General features: G+C 71.7%; 24 protein-coding genes, 1 pseudogene and 1 riboswitch. Of the genes and pseudogenes, 15 read left to right on the top strand and 10 right to left on the bottom strand.

What is annotated here, in order from left to right; all coding sequences use genetic code 11:
- Nucleotides 1-6 precede the first annotated feature (6 nt).
- The 3 genes from ACIRRH_RS05235 (at nucleotide 7) to ACIRRH_RS05225 (ending at nucleotide 2,498) form a co-directional block, all read left to right on the top strand.
- Complete coding sequence (locus tag ACIRRH_RS05235) at nucleotides 7-981, top strand: amino acid ABC transporter permease (RefSeq protein ID WP_403061998.1); 975 nt, start codon at nucleotides 7-9, stop codon at nucleotides 979-981.
- Nucleotides 978-1,781, top strand: a complete 804-nt coding sequence (locus ACIRRH_RS05230) for an amino acid ABC transporter ATP-binding protein (RefSeq protein WP_403061995.1) — start codon at nucleotides 978-980, stop codon at nucleotides 1,779-1,781. The genes ACIRRH_RS05235 and ACIRRH_RS05230 overlap by 4 nt, the downstream gene beginning before the upstream one ends.
- 135 nt (nucleotides 1,782-1,916) lie before the next feature.
- On the top strand, nucleotides 1,917-2,498 hold the full coding sequence (locus ACIRRH_RS05225) for a CGNR zinc finger domain-containing protein (protein WP_403061992.1): 582 nt from the start codon (nucleotides 1,917-1,919) through the stop codon (nucleotides 2,496-2,498).
- A gap of 6 nt (nucleotides 2,499-2,504) precedes the next feature.
- Here ACIRRH_RS05225 and sodX read toward each other — a convergent pair whose 3' ends face one another.
- A complete protein-coding gene (gene sodX, locus ACIRRH_RS05220) occupies nucleotides 2,505-2,867 on the bottom strand; it encodes a nickel-type superoxide dismutase maturation protease (protein WP_263455005.1) in 363 nt (120 codons plus the stop codon).
- 275 nt (nucleotides 2,868-3,142) lie between these two features.
- Between sodX and sodN the strand changes: the two genes are divergently transcribed.
- The 3 genes from sodN to ACIRRH_RS05205 all read left to right on the top strand — a co-directional run bounded on the left by sodN (nucleotide 3,143) and on the right by ACIRRH_RS05205 (nucleotide 6,144).
- A complete protein-coding gene (sodN, locus tag ACIRRH_RS05215) occupies nucleotides 3,143-3,538 on the top strand; it encodes a superoxide dismutase, Ni (RefSeq protein WP_224280729.1) in 396 nt (131 codons plus the stop codon).
- A 357-nt stretch (nucleotides 3,539-3,895) separates the two neighbouring features.
- The gene (locus tag ACIRRH_RS05210; protein WP_403061989.1) at nucleotides 3,896-4,519 is read left to right on the top strand and encodes a TetR/AcrR family transcriptional regulator; all 624 of its coding nucleotides are present in this window, start codon (nucleotides 3,896-3,898) and stop codon (nucleotides 4,517-4,519) included.
- 68 nt (nucleotides 4,520-4,587) lie between these two features.
- Complete coding sequence (locus ACIRRH_RS05205; protein WP_403061986.1) at nucleotides 4,588-6,144, top strand: MFS transporter; 1,557 nt, start codon at nucleotides 4,588-4,590, stop codon at nucleotides 6,142-6,144.
- A gap of 53 nt (nucleotides 6,145-6,197) precedes the next feature.
- Here ACIRRH_RS05205 and ACIRRH_RS05200 read toward each other — a convergent pair whose 3' ends face one another.
- Complete coding sequence (locus ACIRRH_RS05200) at nucleotides 6,198-6,791, bottom strand: zinc-binding dehydrogenase (protein WP_403061983.1); 594 nt, start codon at nucleotides 6,789-6,791, stop codon at nucleotides 6,198-6,200.
- Nucleotides 6,792-6,843: 52 nt separating this feature from the next.
- Nucleotides 6,844-7,500, bottom strand: a pseudogene (locus ACIRRH_RS05195) (hypothetical protein); the annotation flags it as partial.
- Between the two features lie 230 nt (nucleotides 7,501-7,730).
- Nucleotides 7,731-7,880: riboswitch (cobalamin riboswitch) on the top strand.
- Nucleotides 7,881-7,972: 92 nt separating this feature from the next.
- Between ACIRRH_RS05195 and ACIRRH_RS05190 the strand changes: the two are divergent.
- The 7 genes from ACIRRH_RS05190 (at nucleotide 7,973) to ACIRRH_RS05160 (ending at nucleotide 13,631) form a co-directional block, all read left to right on the top strand.
- Nucleotides 7,973-9,052 (top strand): FecCD family ABC transporter permease, encoded by a 1,080-nt coding sequence (locus ACIRRH_RS05190; protein ID WP_403061980.1) that lies wholly within the window; start codon nucleotides 7,973-7,975, stop codon nucleotides 9,050-9,052.
- Complete coding sequence (locus tag ACIRRH_RS05185; protein ID WP_403061977.1) at nucleotides 9,049-9,873, top strand: ABC transporter ATP-binding protein; 825 nt, start codon at nucleotides 9,049-9,051, stop codon at nucleotides 9,871-9,873. The genes ACIRRH_RS05190 and ACIRRH_RS05185 overlap by 4 nt, the downstream gene beginning before the upstream one ends.
- Nucleotides 9,874-9,898: 25 nt before the next feature.
- Nucleotides 9,899-10,891 (top strand): ABC transporter substrate-binding protein, encoded by a 993-nt coding sequence (locus tag ACIRRH_RS05180; RefSeq protein WP_403061974.1) that lies wholly within the window; start codon nucleotides 9,899-9,901, stop codon nucleotides 10,889-10,891.
- Between the two features lie 87 nt (nucleotides 10,892-10,978).
- Nucleotides 10,979-11,362, top strand: coding sequence for a nuclear transport factor 2 family protein (locus tag ACIRRH_RS05175; protein ID WP_363382562.1), 384 nt, complete (start codon nucleotides 10,979-10,981; stop codon nucleotides 11,360-11,362).
- Between the two features lie 10 nt (nucleotides 11,363-11,372).
- Complete coding sequence (locus ACIRRH_RS05170) at nucleotides 11,373-11,849, top strand: GNAT family N-acetyltransferase (protein WP_403061970.1); 477 nt, start codon at nucleotides 11,373-11,375, stop codon at nucleotides 11,847-11,849.
- Nucleotides 11,850-12,037: 188 nt separating this feature from the next.
- Nucleotides 12,038-12,448 carry an anti-sigma regulatory factor gene (locus ACIRRH_RS05165; RefSeq protein ID WP_403061967.1) on the top strand — a complete coding sequence of 137 codons (411 nt, stop codon included), beginning with the start codon at nucleotides 12,038-12,040 and terminating at the stop codon, nucleotides 12,446-12,448.
- 169 nt (nucleotides 12,449-12,617) lie between these two features.
- Complete coding sequence (locus ACIRRH_RS05160; protein WP_403061965.1) at nucleotides 12,618-13,631, top strand: RNA polymerase sigma factor SigF; 1,014 nt, start codon at nucleotides 12,618-12,620, stop codon at nucleotides 13,629-13,631.
- A gap of 62 nt (nucleotides 13,632-13,693) precedes the next feature.
- Here ACIRRH_RS05160 and ACIRRH_RS05155 read toward each other — a convergent pair whose 3' ends face one another.
- The gene (locus tag ACIRRH_RS05155; protein WP_363382554.1) at nucleotides 13,694-14,122 is read right to left on the bottom strand and encodes a hypothetical protein; all 429 of its coding nucleotides are present in this window, start codon (nucleotides 14,120-14,122) and stop codon (nucleotides 13,694-13,696) included.
- A 50-nt stretch (nucleotides 14,123-14,172) separates the two neighbouring features.
- Here ACIRRH_RS05155 and ACIRRH_RS05150 point away from each other — a divergent pair, with 50 nt between their 5' ends.
- Nucleotides 14,173-15,144 (top strand): diacylglycerol/lipid kinase family protein, encoded by a 972-nt coding sequence (locus tag ACIRRH_RS05150; RefSeq protein ID WP_403061961.1) that lies wholly within the window; start codon nucleotides 14,173-14,175, stop codon nucleotides 15,142-15,144.
- Nucleotides 15,145-15,512: 368 nt separating this feature from the next.
- Complete coding sequence (locus ACIRRH_RS05145; RefSeq protein WP_014138019.1) at nucleotides 15,513-15,764, top strand: WhiB family transcriptional regulator; 252 nt, start codon at nucleotides 15,513-15,515, stop codon at nucleotides 15,762-15,764.
- 462 nt (nucleotides 15,765-16,226) lie between these two features.
- Here ACIRRH_RS05145 and ACIRRH_RS05140 read toward each other — a convergent pair whose 3' ends face one another.
- The 6 genes from ACIRRH_RS05140 to ACIRRH_RS05115 form a co-directional block, all read right to left on the bottom strand.
- Nucleotides 16,227-17,747 (bottom strand): sensor histidine kinase, encoded by a 1,521-nt coding sequence (locus ACIRRH_RS05140; RefSeq protein ID WP_224280720.1) that lies wholly within the window; start codon nucleotides 17,745-17,747, stop codon nucleotides 16,227-16,229.
- A gap of 433 nt (nucleotides 17,748-18,180) precedes the next feature.
- Nucleotides 18,181-19,260 (bottom strand): SIS domain-containing protein, encoded by a 1,080-nt coding sequence (locus ACIRRH_RS05135; protein ID WP_403061958.1) that lies wholly within the window; start codon nucleotides 19,258-19,260, stop codon nucleotides 18,181-18,183.
- 228 nt (nucleotides 19,261-19,488) lie between these two features.
- Nucleotides 19,489-20,787, bottom strand: a complete 1,299-nt coding sequence (locus ACIRRH_RS05130) for an extracellular solute-binding protein (RefSeq protein WP_403062425.1) — start codon at nucleotides 20,785-20,787, stop codon at nucleotides 19,489-19,491.
- A gap of 438 nt (nucleotides 20,788-21,225) precedes the next feature.
- Nucleotides 21,226-22,779 (bottom strand): glycoside hydrolase family 3 protein, encoded by a 1,554-nt coding sequence (locus ACIRRH_RS05125; protein ID WP_403061955.1) that lies wholly within the window; start codon nucleotides 22,777-22,779, stop codon nucleotides 21,226-21,228.
- A 6-nt stretch (nucleotides 22,780-22,785) separates the two neighbouring features.
- Complete coding sequence (locus ACIRRH_RS05120) at nucleotides 22,786-23,616, bottom strand: carbohydrate ABC transporter permease (RefSeq protein WP_403061952.1); 831 nt, start codon at nucleotides 23,614-23,616, stop codon at nucleotides 22,786-22,788.
- Nucleotides 23,613-24,638, bottom strand: a complete 1,026-nt coding sequence (locus tag ACIRRH_RS05115) for a carbohydrate ABC transporter permease (protein ID WP_403061949.1) — start codon at nucleotides 24,636-24,638, stop codon at nucleotides 23,613-23,615. The genes ACIRRH_RS05120 and ACIRRH_RS05115 overlap by 4 nt, the downstream gene beginning before the upstream one ends.
- Between the last annotated feature and the right edge of the window lie 167 nt (nucleotides 24,639-24,805).

Genomic DNA, 24,805 nt, shown 5'->3' with positions numbered 1-24,805 from the left:
CACACCGTGAACTCTTTGGACAAGGGGACGGCGGAGAAGGGGCGGCCTGAGACCATCAAGGCCGTCCCGGTCCGCCACCCCGGACGCTGGGCGGGCGCAGTCGTCATCGCCGTACTCGGAGCGATGCTGCTGAGCGCCCTCTTCACCAACCCCGCCTTCAAGTGGGACATCGTCGGTCAGTACCTGTTCCACGACAGCATCATGCACGGCCTGCTGGTGACGCTGGAGCTGACTGCGCTCGCCATGCTCATGGGTGTGGTCGGCGGCATCATCCTCGCGGTGATGCGGCTGTCCCCGAACCCGCTGCTGGCCGGCGTCGCCTGGGTCTACATCTGGATCTTCCGCGGCACCCCGGTGCTGGTGCAGCTGGTGTTCTGGAACTTCCTCGGCCTGATCTGGGCCAAGCTGTCGATCGGCGTCCCGTGGGGGCCGGAGTTCTGGTCCGAGCAGACCAACGTGCTGATCCCGACCTTCGTCGCCGCGCTGCTGGGCCTCGGCCTCAACGAGGCCGCCTACATGGCGGAGATCGTCCGCGGCGGCATCCAGTCGGTGGACGAGGGCCAGGCCGAGGCCTCGCACGCCCTCGGCATGAGCCGGTTCCAGACCATGCGCCGGATCGTCCTGCCGCAGGCCATGCGGGTGATCATCCCGCCGACCGGCAACGAGACCATCTCGATGCTCAAGACCACCTCGCTGGTCTCCGTGATCTCCCTGGAGGAGATCTTCCGGGCCGGCCAGGTCATCTACTCCCGGAACTACCAGAACATCCCGCTGCTGATCGTGGTCAGCATCTGGTACCTCTTCTTCACCTCGGTGCTGACCATCGGCCAGTACTACATCGAGCGCCACTACGCCCGAGGCTCCAACCGCACCCTCCCGCCCACCCCGCTGCAGCGGCTGCGGGGCCTGTTCGCCGGGAAGCCCGCCCCCAGGACGAACGCCGACGTCGTCCCGGGGCTCGAGGGAGGTGGTCACGTATGACCGATCTGACCAAGACCCCCGCCGGCGCCGGCGCGTCCGCCGAGCCGATGGTCCGCGCCGAGAACGTGCACAAGTCCTACGGCATGGTCGAGGTGCTCAAGGGCATCGACCTGGAGGTCAGGCAGGGCGAGGTGTTCTGCCTGATCGGCCCGTCCGGCTCCGGCAAGTCCACCTTCCTGCGGTGCATCAACCACCTGGAGAAGATCAACGGCGGCCGCCTCTGGGTGGACGGCGAGCTGGTCGGCTACCGGCAGAAGGGCGACAAGCTCCACGAGCTCAAGGACCGCGAGGTCGCCCTCAAGCGGCGCGACATCGGCATGGTCTTCCAGCGCTTCAACCTGTTCCCGCACATGACCGCCATCGAGAACGTCATGGAGGCGCCGGTCCAGGTCAAGGGTGAGAGCAAGGCCGACGCCCGCGAGCGCGGGATGGCCCTGCTGGAGCGGGTCGGCCTCGCCGACAAGGCGAGGAACTACCCCTCGCAGCTCTCCGGCGGCCAGCAGCAGCGCGTGGCGATCGCCCGCGCGCTGGCCATGAAGCCCAAGCTGATGCTCTTCGACGAGCCCACCTCCGCGCTCGACCCGGAGCTCGTCGGCGACGTCCTCGACGTCATGCGCGGCCTCGCCGAGGAGGGCATGACCATGGTGGTCGTCACCCACGAGATGGGCTTCGCCCGCGAGGTCGGCGACGCGCTGGTGTTCATGGACGGCGGGGTGGTGGTCGAGTCCGGCAACCCCCGCGAGGTGCTCACCAACCCCCAGCACGAGCGCACCAGGGCCTTCCTGTCCAAGGTGCTCTGAGCCCGTACCGTCGGCGCCCGACAGGTCCGTCCTGCCGGGCGCCGACGCCTTCCCGCCAGGAAAAAGCGGCTGGAGCCCCGCACGGGTAATAGGCTGGAGGCAGTCAGCCCGTTACCGAATTCTGGAAGGACCCCTGTGGAGCTCGCCGCCTACGCCGATCTCGCCGTTCGGCTGGTGAACACCGAGGAGCCCGAGCGCGGCACCGACACTCTGACCTCCGTGGAGGCGGTGCGTGCCCTGTTCTCCGACTCCTCGCGGGCCGCCGCCCTCGCCGACGAGTCCGACCTGCCCCGGCTGCGGGCGGTGCGGACCCGGCTGCGCGGGGTCTTCGAGGCCGCCGCCGAAGGGGACGAGACCCGGGGGGTCGACCTGCTGAACAGCCTGCTGATGGAGTACCCCGTCAGCCCGCTGATCTCCGGGCACGACCACCTGGACGACGCCGGACGGCCGCGCTGGCACCTGCACCTGGCCGACAACTCGCCGACCGCCACCGCGCACTTCAGCGCGGTCGCCTGCATGGGCCTGGCCGTCCACCTGACCGAGCTGGGCGCCGACCGCCTGGGCATCTGCCAGGCCGCGCCCTGCCGCAACGCCTACCTGGACACCTCGACCAACCGCTCCCGCCGCTACTGCTCGGACCGCTGCGCGACCCGCGCCAACGTGGCCGCCTACCGGGCCCGCAAGCGCCAGGAGGCGGAAGCCGCGGCCCGCGCCTAGCCGGTCCTAGACCTCTTCCACCCAGACGCCGAGCCGGCGGGCCAGGCCCGGCACCCGGGCCAGCCGCGGGGCGAGCAGCAGCCGCTCCAGGCGTCGCCCCGGCGCCAGCCAGGCCGGGCTCGGGCGCAGCCGCAGCAGCGCCCGGCCGAGCACCAGCTCGTCCGGGACTGCGCCGTAACTGCGGCTGTCGCTGTCCACCGGACGGTTGTCGGAGAGCAGCCACCAGCCCTTGGCCCGGCGCTCGGCGGCCCGCTTCACCACCAGCAGGTCCTGCTGGAACGGGTGGCGGAAGACCACCACCGCGCCCGGCCGGATCGGCGCGCCGTAGCGGACCAGCAGCTGGTCGCCCTCGCGCAGGGTCGGGACCATCGACGGCCCCGCCACGTCGACCAGCCCGAACGGCAGCGCGCCACCGTCCCGGCCCTGCCTCCCGGCTCCGGCATCCTCCGGCCGCGTGCTCCGCGCCACGACTCCTCCTCCGATCCGCCCGCCCCCAGTCTGCCGTACGGACCGTCACCCGTTCGATGTCCCGAATGCCCCGTTTCCAGGTCCGCCTTTTGCCCTAGGCCCACCGCCCGATCGCGAAACCGGGAGGGCGGAAGGGTAATCTCGGGCGCGGGAAGACGATCTAAGGAAGGACTCCCATGTTCTCTCGTCTGTTTGCACCGCGCGCCACCGCCCACGCCCACTGCGACCTGCCCTGCGGCGTGTACGACCCGGCGCAGGCCCGGATCGAGGCCGAGTCGGTCAAGGCCACCCAGGAGAAGTACCAGGCCAACGAGGACCCGCACTTCCGCGCCCGCGCCATCATCATCAAGGAGCAGCGCGCCGAGGCCGTCAAGCACCACATCTCGGTGCTGTGGAGCGACTACTTCAAGGCCCCGCACTTCGAGAAGTACCCGCAGCTGCACCAGCTGATCAACGACACCCTGAAGGCCGCCTCGGCCGCCAAGGCGTCCACCGACCCGGCCACCGGCCAGGCCCTGCTGGACCTGATCGCCGAGGTCGACAAGATCTTCTGGGAGACCAAGCAGGCCTGAGCCCGACGCGGCCTTCCGGCGCCATCCCGACCGGGAGCGCCGATGGCCGATGCCGTTCGGGTGCAGCACGACGCACCGCGACGCAGGGTGAAACCCGAGGTCATCACCCGCTCGTCACCCGAACGATCGTGAGCACGAGGAGCCCCTCACCCCCTTCCGGGGTGAGGGGCTCCTCCGTTTCGGGACGCGGGGAGGGTGACATGCGGGCACTCCCGCACCTCCACCCGCCCCCGCGCCGGCACCCCAACACCCGCGCACCACACGCCCGTTCACCCACCACCGACGGGCACGGGCGCGCCCCGCCGCGCCCACCGTTCAATATGGTGCGTATTAAATACGTGATGCATCGTCAGCCGGGTGAGCACACCCAGCCCCGATGCCCGCCCGCCCCGCCGCAGGGTGCACACCCGCGCCCGCCTGCTGGAGGCCGCCGGCCGGGTCATCGTCGAGCGCGGCCACGCCCAGGCCACCATCGAGGACGTCTGCGCCGCCGCCGGCTACACCCGCGGCGCGTTCTACTCCAACTTCTCCAGCAAGGACGACCTCGTCCTGGCGCTGTTCGACCAGCACGCCGCCAACCGCCTCGACCAGCTGGAACGGCTGCTCGACGCGCCCGCGCACGGCCGGCTCGACGCACTGGCCCGCTCGCTGCTGGAGGTCGACCCCGTCGAGCGGAACTGGATCCTGCTGTTCCTGGAGTTCCGGGCGCACGCCGCCCGCGACGCGCAGCTCGCCGACCGCCTCCACGAGCACGACCGCGCCGTCACCGACGCCCTGGCGGGCCTGCTGGAACGCTCCCGCCCGGCGACGGCACGCACCGCCGTCCCGCTGCGCGCCGTCGCAGCGACCCTGCTCGCCATGCGCGAGGGCATCCTCGCCCGCACCGCGGGGGAGGGAGCCGGCGCCCGGCAGGCCCTGGAGGACGCGGTGCGGACGCTGTCCGCGATCCTGCCGGAACTGGGCATCACCGCGGCGCACTGAGCCCCCACCCGGCCGCGCCGCAAGCCCACGACAGCCGGGTCCACCACCGACTCCCGCGGGGGAACGCCATGCCACGGACACCGGACGATCCGGACACCGAACCCACCCGGCACACCGAGCCCGCCGAACTCGCCCCGCCGGCCGACCCCCGGCGCTGGAAGGCGCTGCTGTTCATCGGGCTGGCCCAGCTGATGGTCGTCCTCGACACCACCGTGGTGAACATCGCGCTGCCCTCCGCCCAGCAGGACCTCGGCTTCTCCGACGACAACCGCCAGTGGGTCATCACCGCCTACTCGCTGGCCTTCGGCTCACTGCTGCTCTTCGGCGGAAGGATCGCCGACCTCGTGGGCCGGCGCCGGATGTTCACCATCGGCCTGATCGGCTTCGCCGGCGCCTCCGCCCTCGGCGGCGCGGCCGTCTCCACCGCCACCCTGCTCGCCGCCCGCGCGCTGCAGGGCGTCTTCGGCGCGCTGCTGGCGCCCGCCGCCCTGTCGCTGCTGTCCGTGATGTTCCACCGGCCCGCCGAACGGGCGAAGGCGTTCGGCATCTACGGCGCCGTCTCCGGCGGCGGCGGCGCGCTGGGACTGATCCTCGGCGGCGTCCTCACCGAGTACCTGAGCTGGCGCTGGGCACTGTTCGTCAACCTCCCCTTCGCCGCCGCGGGCATCATCGGCGCCCTGACCGTCGTGCGCGAACCCGCCGGCCGGCTCCCGGAACCGCCCCGCCTCGACGTGCCGGGCGTCCTGCTGGCCACCAGCGGCCTGTCCGCCCTCGTACTCGGCTTCTCGCGGGCGGAGACCGAGGGCTGGCACGCCCGCACCACCGTCGCCCTGCTGGTCGCGGCCGTGCTGCTGCTCGGCGCGTTCGTCCTGGTCGAGAGCCGCACCGCGGCACCGCTGCTGCCCCTGCGCGTCGTCACCGACCGCAACCGGGGCGGGGTCTACCTCGCGCTCGGTCTGGCCGTGATCGGCATGTTCGGCCTCTTCCTGTTCCTCACCTACTACCTGCAGACGGTCAAGGGCTACTCTCCGGTCGCCTCCGGCCTCAGCTTCCTGCCGATGATCGTGGCCATGGTGACCGGCTCCACCCAGATCGGCTCCCGGCTGATGAACCGCCTCCCGCCCCGGCTGCTCATGGGCCCGGGCTTCCTGGCCTCGGCGCTGGGCATCCTGCTGCTCACCCGGCTCACCCCCGACAGCTCGTACGTGGCGTTGGTGCTCCCGGCGCAGGTCCTGCTCGGGATCGGGATGGGAACGGCGTTCATGCCTGCGACCAGCCTCGCCACCCACAAGGTGGCGCCGCGCGACGCGGGGGTCGCCTCCGCCATGGTCTCCACCTCCCAGCAGGTGGGCGGCGCGCTCGGTACCGCGCTGCTGAGCACCCTGGCGGCCGGCGCCGCCCACCGCTGGGCGAGCACCCACCTGGCCGACGCGCCCGCCCTCGGCGCCGAGCACTTCGCCGACCGGGCGACGGTGCACGGCTTCGCCACCGCCTCCTGGTGCGCGGTGGCCGCCCTGGCCGCGGCCGCCGTGGTCGCCTTCACCCTGATCGACGCCCCGCGCCAGGGCGCCGCCCCCGCCGAAGACCAGTCCACCCACCCGCAGGAGCCGGCCCTGCACGCCTGAGCACAGCGGCGGGCGGGGACCCCCGATCAGGGAGCCCCCGCCCGCCGCGGCGCTCAGCCGGCGAACACGGCCTTCATCACCGACCCGTCGCCCACCCTGGCGAGTGCCTCGGCGTGCGCCTCCAACGGGAAGACCGTCACCAGGCCCGCCAGGTCGAAGCTCTCGGTGAGCGCCGGAAGCAGCCTGACGTACTCGATCACGTGAGCGCCGGAGAACGCCCACGAACCAACCACGTCCAGCTGCCGGTGGACGATCTGATGCGGGTTCAGCATCGTGTCGCCGGCGTCCGTGTACTGGCCGATCACCAGGTAGGAGCCGCCGCGGCGGACCAGGGACAACCCCTGGGCGACCGCGGCCGGCACGCCCGCACACTCGATGACGAGGTCGGCACCGTGCCCGCCGGTGGCCGCCAGCACCTCGGCGAGCACCTGCTGCGGGTCGGCGGCCCCGGCGATGTCGATGTGCACGTCCCCGATCCCGGCCTTCGCGGCCAGCCGCAGCCGCTGCTCCGGGCCACCGACCAGTACCACCTTGGCGGCGCCGGACAACCGGGCCAGGGCGGCGGCGGCCAGGCCCACCGGGCCGCTGCCCTGGACCACCACGGTCTCGCCGAGGCGGACCGGGCGGCGTTCGAAGAGCGCGTGCACCGAGCCCCGGCTCGGGCGTCTCCGCGCGCAGCGCCAGGTAGGCGGTGGCGAGAGCGGTCAGCAGACCGAGCGTGCCCAGCGACCAGCCGACCAGGTCGGCGGCTCGCTCCGAGGCGTACCGGATCGGTCCCTCGGCCCCGACCAGGCCGTACACCACGTGCTCCAGACGCTCCGCGAGCGTGGGGCCGGGGCTCTGGCTCGACGGATGGACGCTGACGATGACCAGCCCCAGCAGCACACTCAGCGTGCCCAGGCCGAGCAGGCCCGCCGGCGCCCGCAGGCGGGTCCCGGGGTCGGCGGCGGCGTAGAACTCCCGTCGGTGGACCAGGATCGCCGCCAGCAGGACCAGCGGGACCACGGCGGCCGCCGGATGCCGGTGCAGCAGGTGCAGCACCGCGCTCGCGGGCAGCAGCACGACCACCGCCCGCCAGGCCCGGCGCTTGCGTCGGCGCAGCGCGTGGGCCAGCAGGAGCAGCAACAGCCCGCTGGTCAGCGATCCGACCGCTGCCAGGGTGGTCACGCCGCCGGGCAAGCCGCCCAGCCAGCCGTGCACGCGCGAGCGCCTGAACCCCGGGAAGACGGCGTTCAACAGGTCCAGGAGGCCGATCACCTGACAGGCCAGGCCCGATGCCGCCGGCACCCAGGACCGGGGGACGGCCGCGACCCGGGCGCGGACCGCCCCGAGCCCGCTGCGATTGCGCTGGTTCATGATCCGGCCATAGCCGCCTGAAGAGCAAACTATCTTGACACCAGGCCCAGTTGACGGACCGTTTGGTGTCGGTTTAGGCCCCGGTTCGGGTGCGGCTCCTGCTCGACGGCGCTCAGCCGCTCCGTCACGCCGGAGCGGTGACGCCCCGACGCGCCGCCGCCCGACCGCCCCCGTCCGCGCCGCCGGACGGGGGCGGTCGTGCGTTCACGTCCGATCCGGCGCGGTAAGGGTTGCCTGCCCTGAGCGGCTGTTATGCTGCCAGGGCGTCCGAGGGGGAAGTCCGGTGTGAATCCGGCGCTGACCCGCAACGGTGAGCACGGCCCGTACCAGCCCGTACGACCGCGCCAGCCCGATCGCCCTCGGCCGCTGACCTCCCGACAACTCGCCGCGGACTGCGAGGGGAACGGCGCCCCGGCACGCCTCCGGCCGGCGCCCGCCCCGGCGCACCCGCGGCCCGAGGCAAGGCGCACCCGTGAACCGCGCACCCGTCAACCGTGCAGTCGGCCCGCCCGCTCGTCGAATACCCGTCGTCCCGCTCGCCGCCGGCCTCGCCGCCGCGCTGCTGCTCTCGCTGGTCTGCGGGGTCGCCCTCGGCTCCTCCGGGCTCGGCCTGCCCCGCGTGCTGCGGCTGCTGGGCGCCGGGCTGACGGGCGGCCGGCTGGACGCCGGCGAGGCGGCCGCGTACGCGATCGTCTGGGAGATCCGGCTGCCGCGCACCGTGCTGGCCGCCGTGGTCGGCGCCGGGCTGGCCGCCTGCGGGGTCGCCGTCCAGGCACTGGTGCGCAACGCGCTGGCCGACCCCTTCGTGCTCGGCATCTCCTCCGGCGCGGCCGTCGGCGCCAACGCCGTGCTGCTGTTCGGCGCCTTCGCCTCGCTCGGGGTGTGGGCGGTCTCCGCCTCCGCCTTCGGTTCCGCGCTGGCCGCCATGACGCTGGTCTACCTCGCCGCCCGCACCGCGTACGGGCTCACCCCGCTGCGCCTGGTGCTCACCGGCACCGCCCTGTCCTACGGCTTCTCCGCCACCACCACCCTGATGGTCTTCGCCGCCGACCGCGGCGAGGCCGCCCGGGACGCCATGATGTGGCTGCTCGGCAGCCTCGGCGGCGCCACCTGGGGCAAGGTGCCGATCGCCGCCGTCACGGTACTGGCCGGCCTCGCCTACCTGGTCTGCGCCGCCGGGCGGCTGGACGCGCTCGCCATGGGCGACGAGACCTCCGCCTCGCTCGGCGTGGACCCGGACCGGCTGCGCCGTGAGCTGTTCGTGGTGACCGCCGCCGTCACCGGCACCGTGGTCGCGGTCAGCGGGGCGATCGGCTTCGTCGGGCTGCTGATGCCGCACCTGGCACGGATGCTGGTCGGCGCGGGGCACCGCCAGGTGCTGGTGATCGCGCCGCTCGCCGGGGCACTGCTGCTGGTCTGGGTGGACATCGCCTCGCGCACCCTGCTGGCGCCCGCCGAACTGCCCGTCGGGGTGTTCACCGCGGTGCTCGGCGTGCCCGCCTTCCTGGTGATGATGCGCCGCCGCGGCCAGGCCTTCGGAGGCACCCGATGACCGACGAGACCGAGGTGACCGGCGCGACCGGACCGTCGCAGGCCCAGGACCTCGCCGTCGACGCCGTCTCGGTGGAGCTGGCCGGCACCCGGCTGGTCCACGAGGTGAGCCTGGCGGCCGCCGCCGGGCAGGTGGTCGGGCTGGTCGGCCCGAACGGCAGCGGCAAGTCGACCCTGCTGCGCTGCGTCTACCGGGTGCTGAAGCCGGCCGGCGGCGTGGTCCGGCTGGCCGGCGACGACCTGCACGCCCTCACCGCCCGCGAGACGGCCCGCCGGGTGGCCGCGCTGACCCAGGAGCACTCCGCCGAGTTCGACTTCACGGTGGCCAAGGTGGTCGCCATGGGCCGGCTGCCGCACCGCCGCGGCTTCGGCGCCCCGGCCGAGGGGGACAAGGAGCGCTGCGCCGAGGCGCTGCGCAAGGTCCGGGCCGGGCACCTCGCCGAGCGGGGCTTCCTGAGCCTGTCCGGGGGCGAGAAGCAGCGGGTGCTGTTCGCCCGCGCGCTGGTCCAGGAGCCGCGCCTGCTGGTGCTGGACGAACCCACCAACCACCTCGACATCGCGCACCAGTTGGAGGTGCTGGCGCTCGCCCGCGAGGCCGGTCCGACGGTGCTCACCGCGCTGCACGACCTCAATCTGGCGGCGAGCCACTGCGACCTGCTGTACGTGCTGCGGGCCGGCCGGATCGTCGCCTCCGGTCCACCCGGCGAGGTGCTCCGGCCCGCCCTGCTGGCCGAGGTGTTCGGCGTCCGGGGCACCCCGGTGCGGCACCCGGCGACGGGCGCCCTCCAGCTGCTGTTCGACCGCCTCGACCCCTCCGCCTGATCCCACCCCCTCCAGAGGAACCACCGTGCGCACCAAGGCCGTTGCCACCACCGCCCTGCTCGTCCTCGGACTCACCGCCTGCGGCGCCGAGATCGCCCCGAAGGAGGCCGCCACCGCCTCCGCCCACTACCCGGTGACCGTGCGCAACTGCGGCGACGAGCTCACCTTCGACCGGAAGCCCGCCCGGGTGGTGACCAACGACGTCGGCATCACCGAGCTGATGCTCTCGCTCGGCCTCGCCGACCGGATGGCCGGCTACGTGATGCCCGACGACAAGGGGCGGATCGACAAGGTCGCCTGGAAGGACGGCTACCAGCAGACGGCGTGGCTCTCCAAGCAGGAGATCACCAAGGAGATCGCGCTGGACGCCAGGGCCGACCTGGTCTTCGCCGGCTGGCACTACGGCTTCGACGAGGGCCGGGGCGTCACCCCGCAGGCCTTCAAGGCGCTCGGCATCGACTCGTACGTGCTCAGCGAGTCCTGCCGCAGCGGCAAGGGCACCGAGCGCGGCGTGATGGACCCGCTGGAGGCGCTCTACACCGACCTGGCCAACCTCGGTGAGGTCTTCGACGTCAAGGACCGCGCCGACAGGCTGATCGCCGACTTCAAGGCGCAGATCGCCGCCGTCCCGCAGCCCGAGCGCCGTCCGTCCGTCTTCCTGTACGACAGCGGGCAGGACAAGCCGTACACCGCCGGGAAGTTCGCCGCCGCGAACGAGATCATCGCCAGGGCCGGCGGGACCAACGTGATGGGCGACCTCACCGACAGCTGGGTCACGGCCGGCTGGGAGAGCGTGGTGCAGCGCGACCCCGAGGTGATCGTGATCAACGACTACGCGACGCCCGGGGCCGAGGAGAAGCGGAAGTTCCTCAAGTCCTTCCCGGCGCTGGCGAACGTCTCCGCGATCAGGAACGACCGGATCTTCGTCATGGACTACGTCGACCTGGTGGAGAGCCCGCGCAACCCGGCCGCGATCAGCGCGCTGGCCGAGTACCTGCGCACCGTGCCGGCCCGCTGACCGGCCCGGATCCCGCCCCTCCGGTACGGGCGGCCGGGCGTACGCTCAAGGTACGAGCCGACGGAACCCGACCGGAGGAGCGAGATCATGACCACCATGGCGGCACCCACCGCCTTCGACACCCGCGCACTGCGCGAGGGCATCGAACGCTGCGACGCCGAGACCCTCCTGTCGCTCTACGCGGAGGACGCCGAACTGCGCATGGTCGATCGCAGGACCCAGCCCAGCCACCCCCTGGTGATGCACGGGCGGGAGGAGATCGGCGCCATGCTGGACGACATCTACGGCCGCGAGATGACCCACAAGCTGGAACAGGTGGTGGTCCAGGGCGACCACGTCGCCTTCCTGGAGTCCTGCCGCTACCCGGACGGCGTCCGGGTGCTGATGTCCTCGATGGCCGGGCTGCGGGACGGCCGGATCGTCGACCAGACCTCCGTCCAGGCCTGGGACGAGACCGGTCCCGAGCAGTAGGCTCACAGGCATGATCCGCACCGCCGTCGCCACCGACGTCCCCGTCATCCACGCCATGATCCGCGAACTCGCGGAGTACGAGAAGGCCCTGCACGAGGCGAAGGCCACCGAGGAGCAGCTGCGCGAGGCCCTGTTCGGCGAGAACCCGGCCCTGTTCGGGCTGATCGCCGAGGACGACGCCACCGGCGAGCCGGTCGGCTTCGCGGTCTGGTTCCGCAACTTCTCGACCTGGCGCGGCACCCACGGGATCTACCTGGAGGACCTCTACGTCCGCCCGGAGTCGCGCGGCGGCGGCCACGGCAAGGCGCTGCTGCTGGAGCTCGCCCGGATCGCCGTCGAGCGCGGCTACTCCCGGGTCGAGTGGTCGGTCCTGGACTGGAACCAGCCCTCGATCGACTTCTACAAGTCGATCGGCGCGGTGTCGATGGACGAGTGGACGGTGTACCGGCTCACCGACGAGGCGCTGGCCTCCGCCGGACGGCGCTGAACGGCCGTCCGGAGTCCGGGGAAAGGGTCTGCCACCCTGCGTCGCAATGCCTTACCATGAGTAACTCCCGAACCGGGGTGCGGAAGGCAGAGCGATGGCGGATCCGCGACGCCGGGCCCCCTTCGGGGGTAGCAAGCGGTAACAAGCGGGGTACCAAGAAAGCACAGCGCGCCACCCAGGAGGCAAGGGTGTCCCAGATCGACGGCGATCTCGGTGTTCAGGACTTCGTGGAGGTCCGGCTGCCCGCAGCAGGGGCCTACCTCTCCGTGCTGCGAACAGCGACGGCCGGGCTGGCGGCCCGGCTGGACTTCACGCTCGACGAGATCGAGGACCTGCGGATCGCGGTCGACGAGGCCTGCGCCATCCTGCTCCAGCAGGCGGTGCCCGGTTCCGTACTGTCCTGCGAGTTCCGGCTGGTCGGCGACTCGTTGAAGGTCACCGTCTCCGCCCCGACCACCGACGGCAAGGCGCCCGAACGGGACACCTTCGCCTGGACGGTGCTCTCCGCCCTGGCCGGCGAGGTCGACTCCTCGGTCGGCGAGGACAAGACCGTGTCGATCAGCCTGCACAAGAAGCGCGGCGGGTCCCCCGCCCACTAGTCGGGCGCCGGACCGAACCGCACGACCGAGCAGCACCCACGCAAGGGCCGTCCGCCGCTCCCCCGACCCGGGGCCCGACGGACGGCTCCCGGTACCGCCCCCGGGCGGTACGACCAACGAGACAATTCCGGGGCCACCGGCCCCGGTGCTCCCGGAACGGAACGGGGGAATGGCCGTGAGTGATCTGGACCGTACCGGCCTCGCGACGGCGGGACCTGCCGTACCGACCCAGGCGAGCGTTCCCGGCCTCGCCGCCAACGACGAAGCGCACCCGAAGGACGCCCACCGGATGAGCCACCCCACCGAGCCGACGTCCGAGCCGACGCCTGCCTCCGTGCCACCGCCGGATCCGGTGGACGGGACGGACCAGGAGGTCGAGGCCGAGCTGCACGGCGCCGTGCCCGCCCAGAGCTCGCACCGCACCGGCGCCCCGGACCGGGAGGCCGCCCGCGCGCTGTTCGTCCGGCTGTCCGCACTGCCCGAGGGCTCCCCGGAGCGGGTCGAGCTGCGCAACCAGCTGGTGCGGATGCACATCCCGCTGGTCGAGCACCTGGCCCGGCGCTTCCGGAACCGGGGCGAGCCGCTGGACGACCTCACCCAGGTCGCCACCATCGGCCTGATCAAGTCGGTGGACCGCTTCGACCACGAGCGCGGCGTCGAGTTCTCCACCTACGCGACGCCGACCATCGTCGGGGAGATCAAGCGGCACTTCCGCGACAAGGGCTGGGCGGTGCGCGTCCCGCGCCGGCTCCAGGAGCTGCGGCTGTCGCTCACCACGGCGACCAGCGAGCTCTCCCAGCGGCACGGCCGCTCCCCCACGGTGCACGAGCTGGCCGAGCACCTGGGGATCTCCGAGGAGGACGTCCTGGAGGGCCTGGAGTCCGCCAACGCGTACTCCACGCTGTCCCTGGACGTTCCGGACAGCGACGACGAGTCGCCGGCCGTCGCGGACACCCTGGGCGCGACGGACGAGGCGCTGGAGGGCGTCGAGTACCGCGAGTCGCTCAAGCCGCTGCTGGCCCAACTGCCGCCCCGGGAGCAGAAGATCCTGGTGCTGCGGTTCTTCCGGAACATGACCCAGTCGCAGATCGCCGCCGAGGTGGGGATCTCCCAGATGCACGTGTCCCGGCTGCTCGCCCGGACCTTGGCCCAGCTGCGGGAGAAGCTCCTGGTGGAGGAGTAGGACTGACGGCCGCCCAGCTCCGGCTCGGCGGCCGTGCGGCCACCCGGCGGCCCTGTGCGCCCCTAGTCCTCGGACGGGGCGTACAGGGCCGCCGTCGACTTCGGGTTCAGCAGGCAGCCGATGCCCACCAGGCCGAGCACGCCGACCAGCACGCCGACCGCGACCATCGCGCCGCCGCTCTGGAACATGTAGTAGGCGACCGGCAGGCAGATCGAGTTGGTCAGCACCGCCGGACTGCGGCCCCAGCGGCGCTCCTTGAGCAGCGCGAGGGCGGCCAGGACCGGCAGCACGCCGAGCAGCACGATGACCGCTCCACCGAACTCGTTCAGGGCCAGCTGCTTGGCCTGGCCGGACAGCGCGGCCACCATGTCCCAGACGCCGACGACGGCCAGCGCGGCGCCCTCCAGGGCCGTGATGGCGGCGCCCAGGGTCAGGGAGGCCGGGCGGCCGGAGCCGGCCGAGGGTGCGGGTGCGGAGGTTTCTGCGGTCACTCCAGCAGGGTAGCCGCCGGTTGGTCCGTACCGACCCGTAGGCTTTCCCCATGCGCGCTCTCCTGGTCGTGAACCACAAGGCCACCACCACCAGTGGCCGGACCAGGGACGTCCTGATCCACGCGCTGCGCAGCGATCTCAAGCTGGAGGTCGCCGAGACCCGGTACCGGGGCCACGCGCGCGACCTGGCCCGCGAGGCGTCGGAGGACGGCACGGTCGACCTGGTGGTGGCGCTGGGCGGGGACGGCACCGTCAACGAGGTGGTGAACGGGCTGCTGGCGCACGGCCCGGGCGAGAAGGTCCCGCGACTGGCCGTGGTGCCGGGCGGTTCGACCAACGTGTTCGCCCGCGCGCTGGGTCTGCCCAACGACCCGGTGGAGGCCACCGGCGCTCTGCTGGACGCGCTGGAGCACGGCCGGGAGCGGCCGATCGGGCTGGGCAAGGCGATGACCGACGGGCTGCCGGACCGCTGGTTCACCTTCACCGCCGGCCTCGGCTTCGACGCCGGGGTGGTCGGCCGGGTCGAGGAGCAGCGCCGGGCCGGGCGCAAGTCCACCCACGCCCTATACGTCGGCCAGGCGCTCCGGCACTACTTCACCCAGCGTGAGCAGCGCCGCTCCGGCCCGATCTCCCTGGAGCTGCCGGGCCGCGAACGGGTTCCGGGCCTGGTCCTGTCGATAGTCAGCAACACCTCGCCCTGGACCTTCCTCGGCAACCGTCCGGTCTACCCCTCACCGCTGGCCTCCTTCGACACGGATCTGGACGTCTTCGGCATCACCCGGATGACGGCGTTCGGCACGGCTCGAACGGTCCGTCAGATCCTGCGGTCGTACACGTCTTCGAGCGACGGCGCCCCTCCGGTCGGGCCTTCCGGGAGGCACGTCGTCTCCTATCACGACGTCAGACACTTCACCTTGGTTTCAGAGGAACCGGCCCCGTTCCAGGTCGACGGGGACCATCTTGGAGACAGGAGTCGCGTCAGTTTCACAGGCGTACGGCGGGCACTGCGTGTGATTGTGTGACTGGAATGGGGCTTCCCCCTTCTTCTCGAACGCACAAGCCCCCTTCACTCCATAGAAGTACTGGCTGTGAGCTAGGCGACACCGAAGAATCCAAAATTCCTCCCCGAAGGGGGTTGTATCCGAGCCCGAGGTTTGCGAACCTCTACATGGCGATCGGGACACATCGCAGCGACGGCAACTCCGGAACCACAGGAGCGCCGACCGCGGAGTGCCCCTCGAATCGCCGAATCCCCCCAGCACAGACCACCCGGGCCCGGTGGGCCTTTGGTCTCTTTTGCTGTTGCGGGATTCGTGAAAGCGTTCACATTCACAAGCCATTCGATTATGCCGATCGGGCCACCCCCCGCGGCAGGAGGAGTTGGACGACCATGGACTGGCGCCACCGCGCTGTCTGCCGCGAAGAGGACCCGGAGCTGTTCTTCCCGATCGGGAACACCGGTCCTGCTCTGCTGCAGATCGAGGAAGCCAAGGCCGTGTGCCGCCGTTGTCCGGTGATGGAGCAGTGCCTCCAGTGGGCGCTCGAGACCGGCCAGGACGCCGGCGTCTGGGGCGGCATGAGCGAGGACGAGCGTCGCGCGATGAAGCGCCGCGCCGCCCGCAACCGCGCCCGCACCGCCTGATCGCCCAGCGATCACACGCCGTAGCACCGGCAGAACCGCAGTACCGATCGACACATGATCAAAGGCTTCCCTGCACCTCCTGGTGAAGCCTTCCGCACAAAGGACCTTGCCCAGCCAGGTCCCGCGACACCGAGCCCGCCCAGACACTTGATACTGTTCACTTAGAGCAATATCGTGGAGCTGTGGCGCTCACCGTGTGCAACGCACCGGCGAGGTGTCGCACCACCCAGAGCCCCCGTTCCGGCCGACTCCCCCCGACGGCCGGAACGGGTTGAGAGGCCCTGTCGACCCACCCCCCCGGTCGACAGGGCCTCGTTTCTGTTTTCGCGCTCCGGCTTCCGCACTCCGGCGCGTGGAGCGTGCACGCGGCGCTTCCGCCGAGCGCACGCCCCCGCCGTACGCCTTCGCGCAACGGATTCTCAGCAGCTTCTCAGCGAACCGGAGCCTCCGCGAACCAGTGCCTCAGCGGACCGGGATCTCCAGGACCACCTTCGTTCCGCCGTTCGGGCCGGCCACCATGTCGAAGGTGCCGCCCAGTTCACCGGTCGCCAGCGTCCGGACGATCTGCAGCCCGAGGTTGCCCGCCGTCTTCGGGTCGAACCCCTCCGGCATTCCACGGCCGTCGTCCTGCACCGTGATCAGCAGGTACTCCTCCGGCCGGGCGCCGCCGTTCCAGCTGTCCGACCAGCCCTTCCCGGTCGCCGGGGCCCGCCCGCGCAGCGCGCTGACCTCCAGGTTCCCGGAGGCGGTCGGGCCGAACGCGTGCTCCAGGGCGTTCTGGAGCAGTTCGGTCAGCACCATCGACAGCGGGGTGGCCACCTCGGCGGACAGGATGCCGAAGCTGCCGGTGCGGCGGGTCGCCACCCGGCCGTCCTGGGACAGCTCCATCACCATCGCCAGCACCCGGTCGGCGATCTCGTCGAAGGCCACCTGCTCGTCCAGCGCCTGGGAGAGCGTCTCGTGCACGATCGCGATCGAGCCGACCCGGCGCACCGCCTCGTCCAGCGCGGCCCGGCCGGACTCCGACTCCATCCGGCGGGACTGCAGCCGCAGCAGGGCCGCGACGGTCTGGAGGTTGTTCTTCACCCGGTGGTGGATCTCCCGGATGGTGGCGTCCTTGGTCATCAGCTCGCGGTCGCGGCGGCGCAGCTCGGTGACGTCCCGGCAGAGCACCAGCGAACCGGTCAGGGTGCCCTTGGGCTTGAGCGGGATCGCCCGCAGGGTCACCACTCCCCCCTGCGCCTCCACCTCGGTCTGCCGGGGCGCCCAGCCGCTCGCCAGCTTCACCAGCGCCTCGTGGACGGCCGAGCGGGAGGGCGGGGCGAGGTCGGCGGTGGCCCGGCCGAGGTGGCTGCCGACCAGGTCGGTGGTGAGGCCGAGGCGGTGGTAGGCGGAGAGGGCGTTGGGGCTGGCGTAGGTGACGATGCCGTCCGCGTCCAGGCGGATCAGGCCGTCGCCGACCCGGGGGGCGGCGTCCATGTCGGCCTGCTCGACGCCGGGGTAGGGGAAGGAGCCGGCCGCGATCATCTGGGCCAGGTCGGAGGCGCTCTGGAGGTAGGTGAGCTCCAGCCGGCTCGGGGTGCGGACGGTCAGCAGGTTGGTGTTGCGGGCGATCACGCCCAGCACCTTGCCCTCGCGCCGGACCGGGATCGACTCGACCCGGACCGGGACCTCCTCGCGCCACTCCGGGTCGCCCTCGCGCACGATCCGCCCCTCGTCGAAGGCGGCGTCCAGCAGCGGGCGGCGGCCGCGCGGGACGAGGTGGCCGACCATGTCGTCCTGGTAGGAGGTGGGTCCGGTGTTGGGCCGCATCTGCGCCACCGAGACGTAGCGGATGCCGTCCCAGGTGGGGATCCACAGCACCAGGTCGGCGAAGGAGAGGTCGGAGAGCAGCTGCCACTCCGAGACCAGATGGTGGAGCCATTCCACGTCGGCCCCGGTGAGGGTGGTGTGGCGGCGGACGAGTTCGTTCAGCGAGGGCACATTGCGAGCGTAGCGCCGCCGGTCCGGGCGGGGCGCGGCGGACCGGCGGACGGACCCGCGGGGGCCTGGTGGGAGGCCCGGCGGGGCCTGCCCGCCTCCGAGAGTTGTTTAGACCAATTTTCCGAGAGGCCTGGACAACCTAGATTGGTCTAGTCCACAATGGAAGGGCACCAAGGAGAGGCTCTCGCGCAACTGCCCTGACCGCGCGCGACCCCTCCTCGGTCGGACGCCGCAGATCGAGGACCCCGCACAGTTCTCGATCGAGCCCGGCGCCCGACGACAGCTCCGGGCTGCGGTGCCGCATGGGTTGAGGGTCCCGTGTCGGCGCCGTGGCCCGTAGTGTTTTCGGCCCCCGGAGCCATGTTCCGCCGCTCAGGGAGCGGGCCCCCGGTCCACAGCCTGTGGACCGGGGGCCCGCTCGCATGCCAACGGGCTACCTCGTCTCGGTGACCTTGGCCAGGGCGCGCGGGGCGTCCGGATCCTGGCCGCGGGCGATGGTGACCTCGTAGGCCAGCATCTGCAGCGGCAGGATCTCCAGGATCGGCTGCACCTCCTCGGGCACGCCGGCCGGCAGCACGAAGCCCGCCGAGGCGGCCTCCACCTGCTCCTGCCGGCCGACCACCATCAGGTCCGCGCCGCGACCGCGCAGGCGGTCCAGCACCGGCTGGAGGGCCTCTCCGCCCTTGCCGTCCGGGACGATCGCGATGACCGGCGAGACGTTGTCCACCATGGCCAGCGGGCCGTGCAGCAGGTCGGCGCCGGAGAACGGGGTGGCCGGGATGTAGGTGGTCTCCATCAGCTTGAGCGCCGCCTCGCGGGCGGTCGGGTAGCCGTAGCCGCGCGAGGTGATGACCAGGCGCTGGGCGAAGCGGTAGCGCTCGGCCAGCGCCTTCACCTCGTCCTTGCGGGCCAGCACCCCGGCGGCCAGGCCGGGCAGCTCCCTGGCGGCCGATCCTCCCCCGGCCTTCGGCCGGGGGTACCCCCACGCCTCCGCGAGGCCCTCGACCAGCAGGTAGAGCGCCAGCAGCTCGGCGGTGTACGTCTTGGTGGCCGGCAGCGCCTTCTCCGGGCCGGCCAGCACGTCGATGTGGAACTCGGAGACCTCGGCCAGCGGCGAGGCGGCGTTGTTGGTCACCGCAAGGGTGATGGCGCCCGCCTCGCGGGCGGCCTTGGTGGAGGCCACCAGGTCGGGCGAGCCGCCGGACTGGCTGACGGTGACGGCCAGGACGTCGGTGAGGTCCGGCTTGGCGCCGTACGCGGTGGTGGTGGACATCGAGGTCAGGCCGGCCGGCTTGCCGAGCAGGATCTCGATCAGGTACTTGGCGTACAGCGCGGCGTTGTCGGACGTGCCGCGCGCGGTGAGCAGGACGAAGCGCGGGTTGCGGGCGGCGATCTGCGCGGCGACCTCGCGGATCTGTGGGGCACCCTCGTCGAGGATGCGCTGGAGGACGGCCGGCTGCTCGGCCATCTCCGCCGCCATGATCCGGCCGGGAACGGTCTGCGGGTCGGACATCTGGGTCTGCCTCCGATGAGACGGTTCGACCCCGCTCGGGCGGCTGCCCGGCGGGAACCTCCACGGCGGCGAGTCCGCACACTCGCTGCGGTTCTTCGTCCCGCAATCCTACGGGCGCACCTGCCGCCGGGCACCTCCGTCCGCACGCTCGTGCGCTCCCCCGTCAGGCCCCTCCGGTACGCCCCTCCGGAGGCGGCAGGGGCGTACCGCGACGGGCTCGACGGAAGGTCAGGACGGCTTGTTGATCAGCTGGTCGATCGCGGCGTCGGCCTCCTTGGTGGCCTGGTCCACCGACTTGCCCTTGAGGATCGCGGTCAGCATGTCCGGGATGATCTTCTGCTTCTCGACCGCGCCCCAGCCGGGGGCCAGCGGGGTGAACCAGGCGTCCGGGACGGCGTTGGCCGCGGCGGCGGTGGCCGGCTTGTTCTTCAGCGGGTTCAGCTGGGTCAGGTTGTTCGGCAGGATGTCCTTGTCGGCCAGCGCCTGCTCCGACTTGGTGCTGGTGAACATCCGGATCCAGTCGGTGGCCAGTGCCACCTGCGGGGACTTGGCGGTGACGGCGAGGTCGGAGCCGCCGATGAAGGTCGGCAGCGGCTTGCCGTCCGGACCGGGCATGGTGGCCACCTTGACCGCGTCCTTGATGCTCGGGTCGCCGGTGACCGGCGCGGTCACGCTGGCCGCCTCGTAGCCGTTGCCGTAGAAGGACGCGGCGTGCCCGCGGGCCATCGACTCGAACTGGTTCTGCTCGTTCACCGCCAGGTCGCCCTTGTTGTACTTGCGCACCAGGTCGACGAAGTGGCTGATGCCCTGCTGGGACTTGGGGTCGTGCAGGGTGCCGTGCCAGTTGCCGGAGCTGTCGAACTTGGCGATGCTGCCGCCGTACCCGGCCACGTAGCTCATCGCGGCGTACCAGTACGGGCCGGGCAGGTAGAGCGGGGAGAAGGTCCTGTCGGCCTTGTTCCGGTCCGCGATCCTGTCCAGCGCGGCCAGCAGGTCCGCCTCGGTCTTCGGGAAGTCGGCGCTGCCGGTGGCCTGCTGGAAGGCGGCGGAGTTGTAGATGGCGACGCGGGAGCCGGCGTAGTAGGGCACGCACCAGAGCTTGTCCTGGTACGTACAGGTGTTGGCGAGCGCCTTGATCCAGCTGTCGGAGTTGTCGAAGGTGCTGCGGTCCACCGGGGCCAGTGCGCCGGAGAGCACGTACTTCATGGTCTCGGTGTTGCCCAGCTCGACCACGTCGGGTGCGTTGCCGTCGGCGATGGCCTTGTCGAGCCTGCCCACCTTGTCGGCCCAACCCTGGTAGGTGAGCTTCAGGCTGACGTTCGGGTACTTCGCCGCGAACTCGTCGTTGACCCGCTGGACCAGGTCCGGCCAGTTCTTCTGGGCGTCGTCCATCAGCCAGACGGTGACGGTGCCGCCGGCGGCCTTCGGGTCCGCGGAGCCGCTCGCGCCGCCGTCGCCCGCGGGCTTCGCGGACGAGGAACAGGCCGTCAGGCCGACCGCCAGTGCCATGGTCCCGAGCGTCGACATGAGCTGACGCTTCTTCACGCCATCCTCCGAGGGGTGTAGAGCCGTGTTGCCCGCCGGCAGCGTGATTGGCGCCCGCGGCGGAGAGTCCGGACAGGGGGCGGCGAAGAGCTTCAGGGAGGGCCGATACCACATCCGGCGAGGTTGAATCTCGAACCGGATGACTGGACTCTGGCCTAGACCATAGGTGGTGTCAACGACCAAAAGCCTTACTCGGGGGGGCCGTTGCAGAGCTGTTGTACCGCGTGGCGGCCAGTCGCCGTTCCGTCACCCTAAGTGGATCTTAAGGTGGATTTAAGGCCTGCTTGAGGGAGCACGGTCACTTGGCGAACCCGCAGGTCAACGCCGGGGAAACGGCGCGGGCCCGCCATGCGACATGCGCATGACGGGCCCGTCGGCCGACGCCTGCCGGACACGGCCGGTGACGTCTCGTCGATCGGTTCAGCCGACCGCTCCCGGCTGCCCGGTGAGGACCTCCACGGCCGCCAGCCCGCAGACCCGGGCGGCGCCGTGGGTGGCGATGTGGAGCGCGCCGACCGGCTCGGACTGGGGCAGGCCCATCTCGACCACGGCGGCGTCCGGCCGGGCCGCCACCAGGCGGCCCAGCGCGGCGGACATCCACGCGTGCCGGTGCACGTCCCGGACCACCAGCACCAGACGACGCCCTTCGGCCCCGGCCACCAGCTCGTCGACCAGGGCGTCCAGCAGCTCCGGCGCGGCCTCGGCCGCCGACACCTCGCGGGTACGGGTGCCGGGGAAGCGGTCGGCCAGCATGCCGGCCACGCCCCACGGGGTGACGTCGCCGACCGCGATGTTCGGCTCGTCCGAGAACGAGGCCACGTACGGGCGCTCGCTCACCGGCGGCACCACCAGGCCCGGCGACCGGACCACCCTGAGCGCCCGGCGCGCGGCCCGCAGGCCGACCGCCAGGTCCGGCTCGATCCGCTCGCCCTGGGCCGCGATCCGGCCCCAGCTGCCCAGCGACCGGACCCGCTCGGCGGCGTCCGCCAGCCGCTCCTCGGCGAGCCGGCCGGAGCGCACGCCCGCCACGATGGCGTCGCGCAGCATCAGCACCGTCTCCTCGTCGGCGAGCCCGCCGCCGACGCAGATCGCGTCCGCGCCGGCCGCCAGGGCCAGCACGGTGCCCTCGCCCATCCCGAAGGTGTCGGCGATGGCGCCCATCTCGATCGCGTCGCTGACGATCAGGCCCTGGTAGCCGAGGCCGCCGTCGGCCGGGGCCGCGCGCAGCAGGTCGCGCAGCACGGTCGGGCTCAGGGTGGCGGGCAGCTTCGGGTCCAGCGCCGGGATCATGATGTGGGCGGTCATCACGGCCTTGGTGCCGGCCGCGATCGCCGCCTGGAACGGGACCAGGTCGCGGGCGCGCAGCACGTCCAGGTCGACGTCGATGACCGGCAGCCCGTGGTGCGAGTCCACCGCGGTGTCCCCGTGGCCGGGGAAGTGCTTGGAGCAGGCGGCCACACCGGCCGACTGCAGGCCCTCGACCCAGGCGGCGGTGTGCCGGGCGCACAGCTCGGGGTCGGCGCCGAAGGAGCGGACGCCGATGACCGGGTTGCGCGGGTTGGAGTTGACGTCCGCGGTGGGCGCCCAGTTGTAGTTGACGCCGGCCGCGGCCAGCGCCCGGCCCAGCTCGCGGGCGACGTCCCGGGTCAGCGCCGGGTCGTCGATCGCGCCGAGCGCGAGGTTGCCGGGCCAGGACGAGCCGGAGCCCGCCTCCAGCCGGGTGACGTCGCCGCTCTCCTCGTCGATGGCGATCAGCAGGTCCGGGTTCTCGGCGCGCAGCGCCCGGGTGAGCATGGACAGCTGGTCGAGGTCGGCCACGTTGCGGTCGAACAGCGCGACCGAGCCGAGGCCCGCGGCGAGGTGGCGGCGCAGCCACTCCGGCGGCTCGGTGCCGACGAAGCCGGGCTGGAGGACGGTCAGGGCGTCGCGGTGCAGCTGGTCGCTGTCCTGCACGGTGGGAACGAGGATGCTCACGTTGACTCAGCCCTTCACGGCGCCGTCGGTCAGTCCGTTGACCGCCTTGCGCTGCAGGAAGATGAACAGGATCAGGATCGGCAGGGCGAAGAGGGTGGACGCGGCCATGGTCGCGCCCCAGTCGGTGCCGAACGCCGTCTGGAACGAGGAGAGCCAGACCGGGAGGGTCTGCGCCGTCTCGTTCTTGTTCAACATGTTGACCAGCGGGAACTCGTTCCACGCGGTGATGAAGCCGAACAGCGAGGTCGACATCAGGCCGGGAGCCAGCAGCGGGAAGATCACCTTCACGAAGGCCTGGGTGCGGGTGCAGCCGTCCACCATGGCCGACTCCTCCAGCTCCTTCGGCACGGCGGCGATGAAGCCGCGCAGCGTCCAGATCGTGAAGGGCAGCACCATCATCAGGTAGAAGGCGGTCAGCGGCACCAGGCTGTTGAGCATCTCGTTGTCGCGGACGATCAGGTAGGCCGCGATGATCATGACCTCCCAGGGCGCCATCTGGGCGGCCATCACGACCAGGACGAAGCTCTTGCGGCCGCGGAAGCGCATCCGGGCGATCGCGAAGGCGGCCAGGGTGGCGATCACCAGCGAGCCGAGCACCGCGCCGACGGTGACGATCAGGCTGTTGGTGACGTACGTCCAGAAGTGCGGGACGTTCACGGCCCGGTCGAAGTGCTCGAACGTGCCGTTCAGCGGCAGGAAGACGGGGTCCCGGCTGACGATGTCCTTGTTCTGCTTGAACGAGGTCGAGAACATCCAGTAGACGGGGAAGATGAAGAAGACGAAGAGGACGACCGCGATCAGGTTCGGCCAGGTGCGTCCGATGAGCGAGCGCCTCACAGCTCGTCCTCCTGCTTGAGAATGATGCGGAAGTAGTAGGCCATCAGCGCGGACAGCATCAGGATGGTGAGCACCGCGATCGCGGAGCCGACACCGAAGTGCTGGGACCCGATGCCTTCGAGGAAGGCGTGCACCGGCAGGGTGCGGGTCAGGCCGTCCGGTCCGCCCTTGTTGATCAGGTAGACCTGGGTGAAGGCCTTGAACACCCAGATGACTTCGAGGAAGGTCGTGGCCAGGAGGAACGGCTTCATGATCGGGAAGATCACCGAGCTCCAGATCTTGGCCGAGCCGGCGCCGTCCATGCGGGCGGCCTCGTAGAGCTCCTTGGGGATCGTGGTCAGGCCCGCGTACATGTTGAACGCGACGAACGGGACCGACTGCCACACGATCAGCAGGATGATCACGAAGAAGGTGGAGTACTGGCCGCTGGTCCAGTTGAAGTGGGCCATGGAGTGCCAGCCCAGCTTGTCCAGGAACCAGTTGACGACGCCGAAGTTCTGGTCGAAGAGCCAGGTGTAGACGGTGGTCGCGGCGACCACCGGCATCGCCCAGGCCAGCAGCAGGCCGACCGAGAGCAGCAGCCGCATCCGCTTGCCGAGGGTGTTGAGCAGCAGGCCGACCAGCGTGCCGAACACCATGATCAGCACGACGTTGACCGCCGTGAAGACCACCGTGCGCAGGGTGATCGTCCAGAACTCCGAACTGCCGAGCTGGTCGGTGTAGTTGGTGAAGCCGTTCCACTCGGTCGCGCGCTGGATGAACTGCCGCCTGTTGAGGTTCTGGAACGACACCACGGCCGTCTGGATCAACGGCCAGACCAGCAGGACGAGGGTCGCCGCGATGGCCGGCAGCAGCAGCAGGTAGGGGGCGAACCTGGACAGCGCGCTGGGCCCGTCCGACGGTCTGCCGCTCCTCCTCGGGGTGCGCTCGGCACCGGGGGTGGTGGACTCGTCTGTCGACGCCACCACGGAATTCGTTGGTTCCGGGGACTGTGTCTGCACCCGTTCCGACTGCGCAGCCATCGTTCTCTCTTCCTTGCAAACCCGACCACGACGGAAGGCGTGGGGGGGGGGCCGCCCCCCCCCCGGGGGGGGGGGGGGGCGCGCCCCCCCCGGGGGGGGGGGGGGGGTGGTGGGGGGGGGGGGGCGGTGGGGGGGGGGGGGTGGGGGGGGGGGGGGGGGGGGCGGCC

Source organism: Kitasatospora sp. NPDC101235, from assembly GCF_044767505.1.
In the GTDB taxonomy this organism is placed as follows: domain Bacteria; phylum Actinomycetota; class Actinomycetes; order Streptomycetales; family Streptomycetaceae; genus Kitasatospora.
The sequence above is the reverse complement of the archived record's forward strand: the minus strand, read 5'-3'. Positions and strand labels throughout refer to the sequence as shown.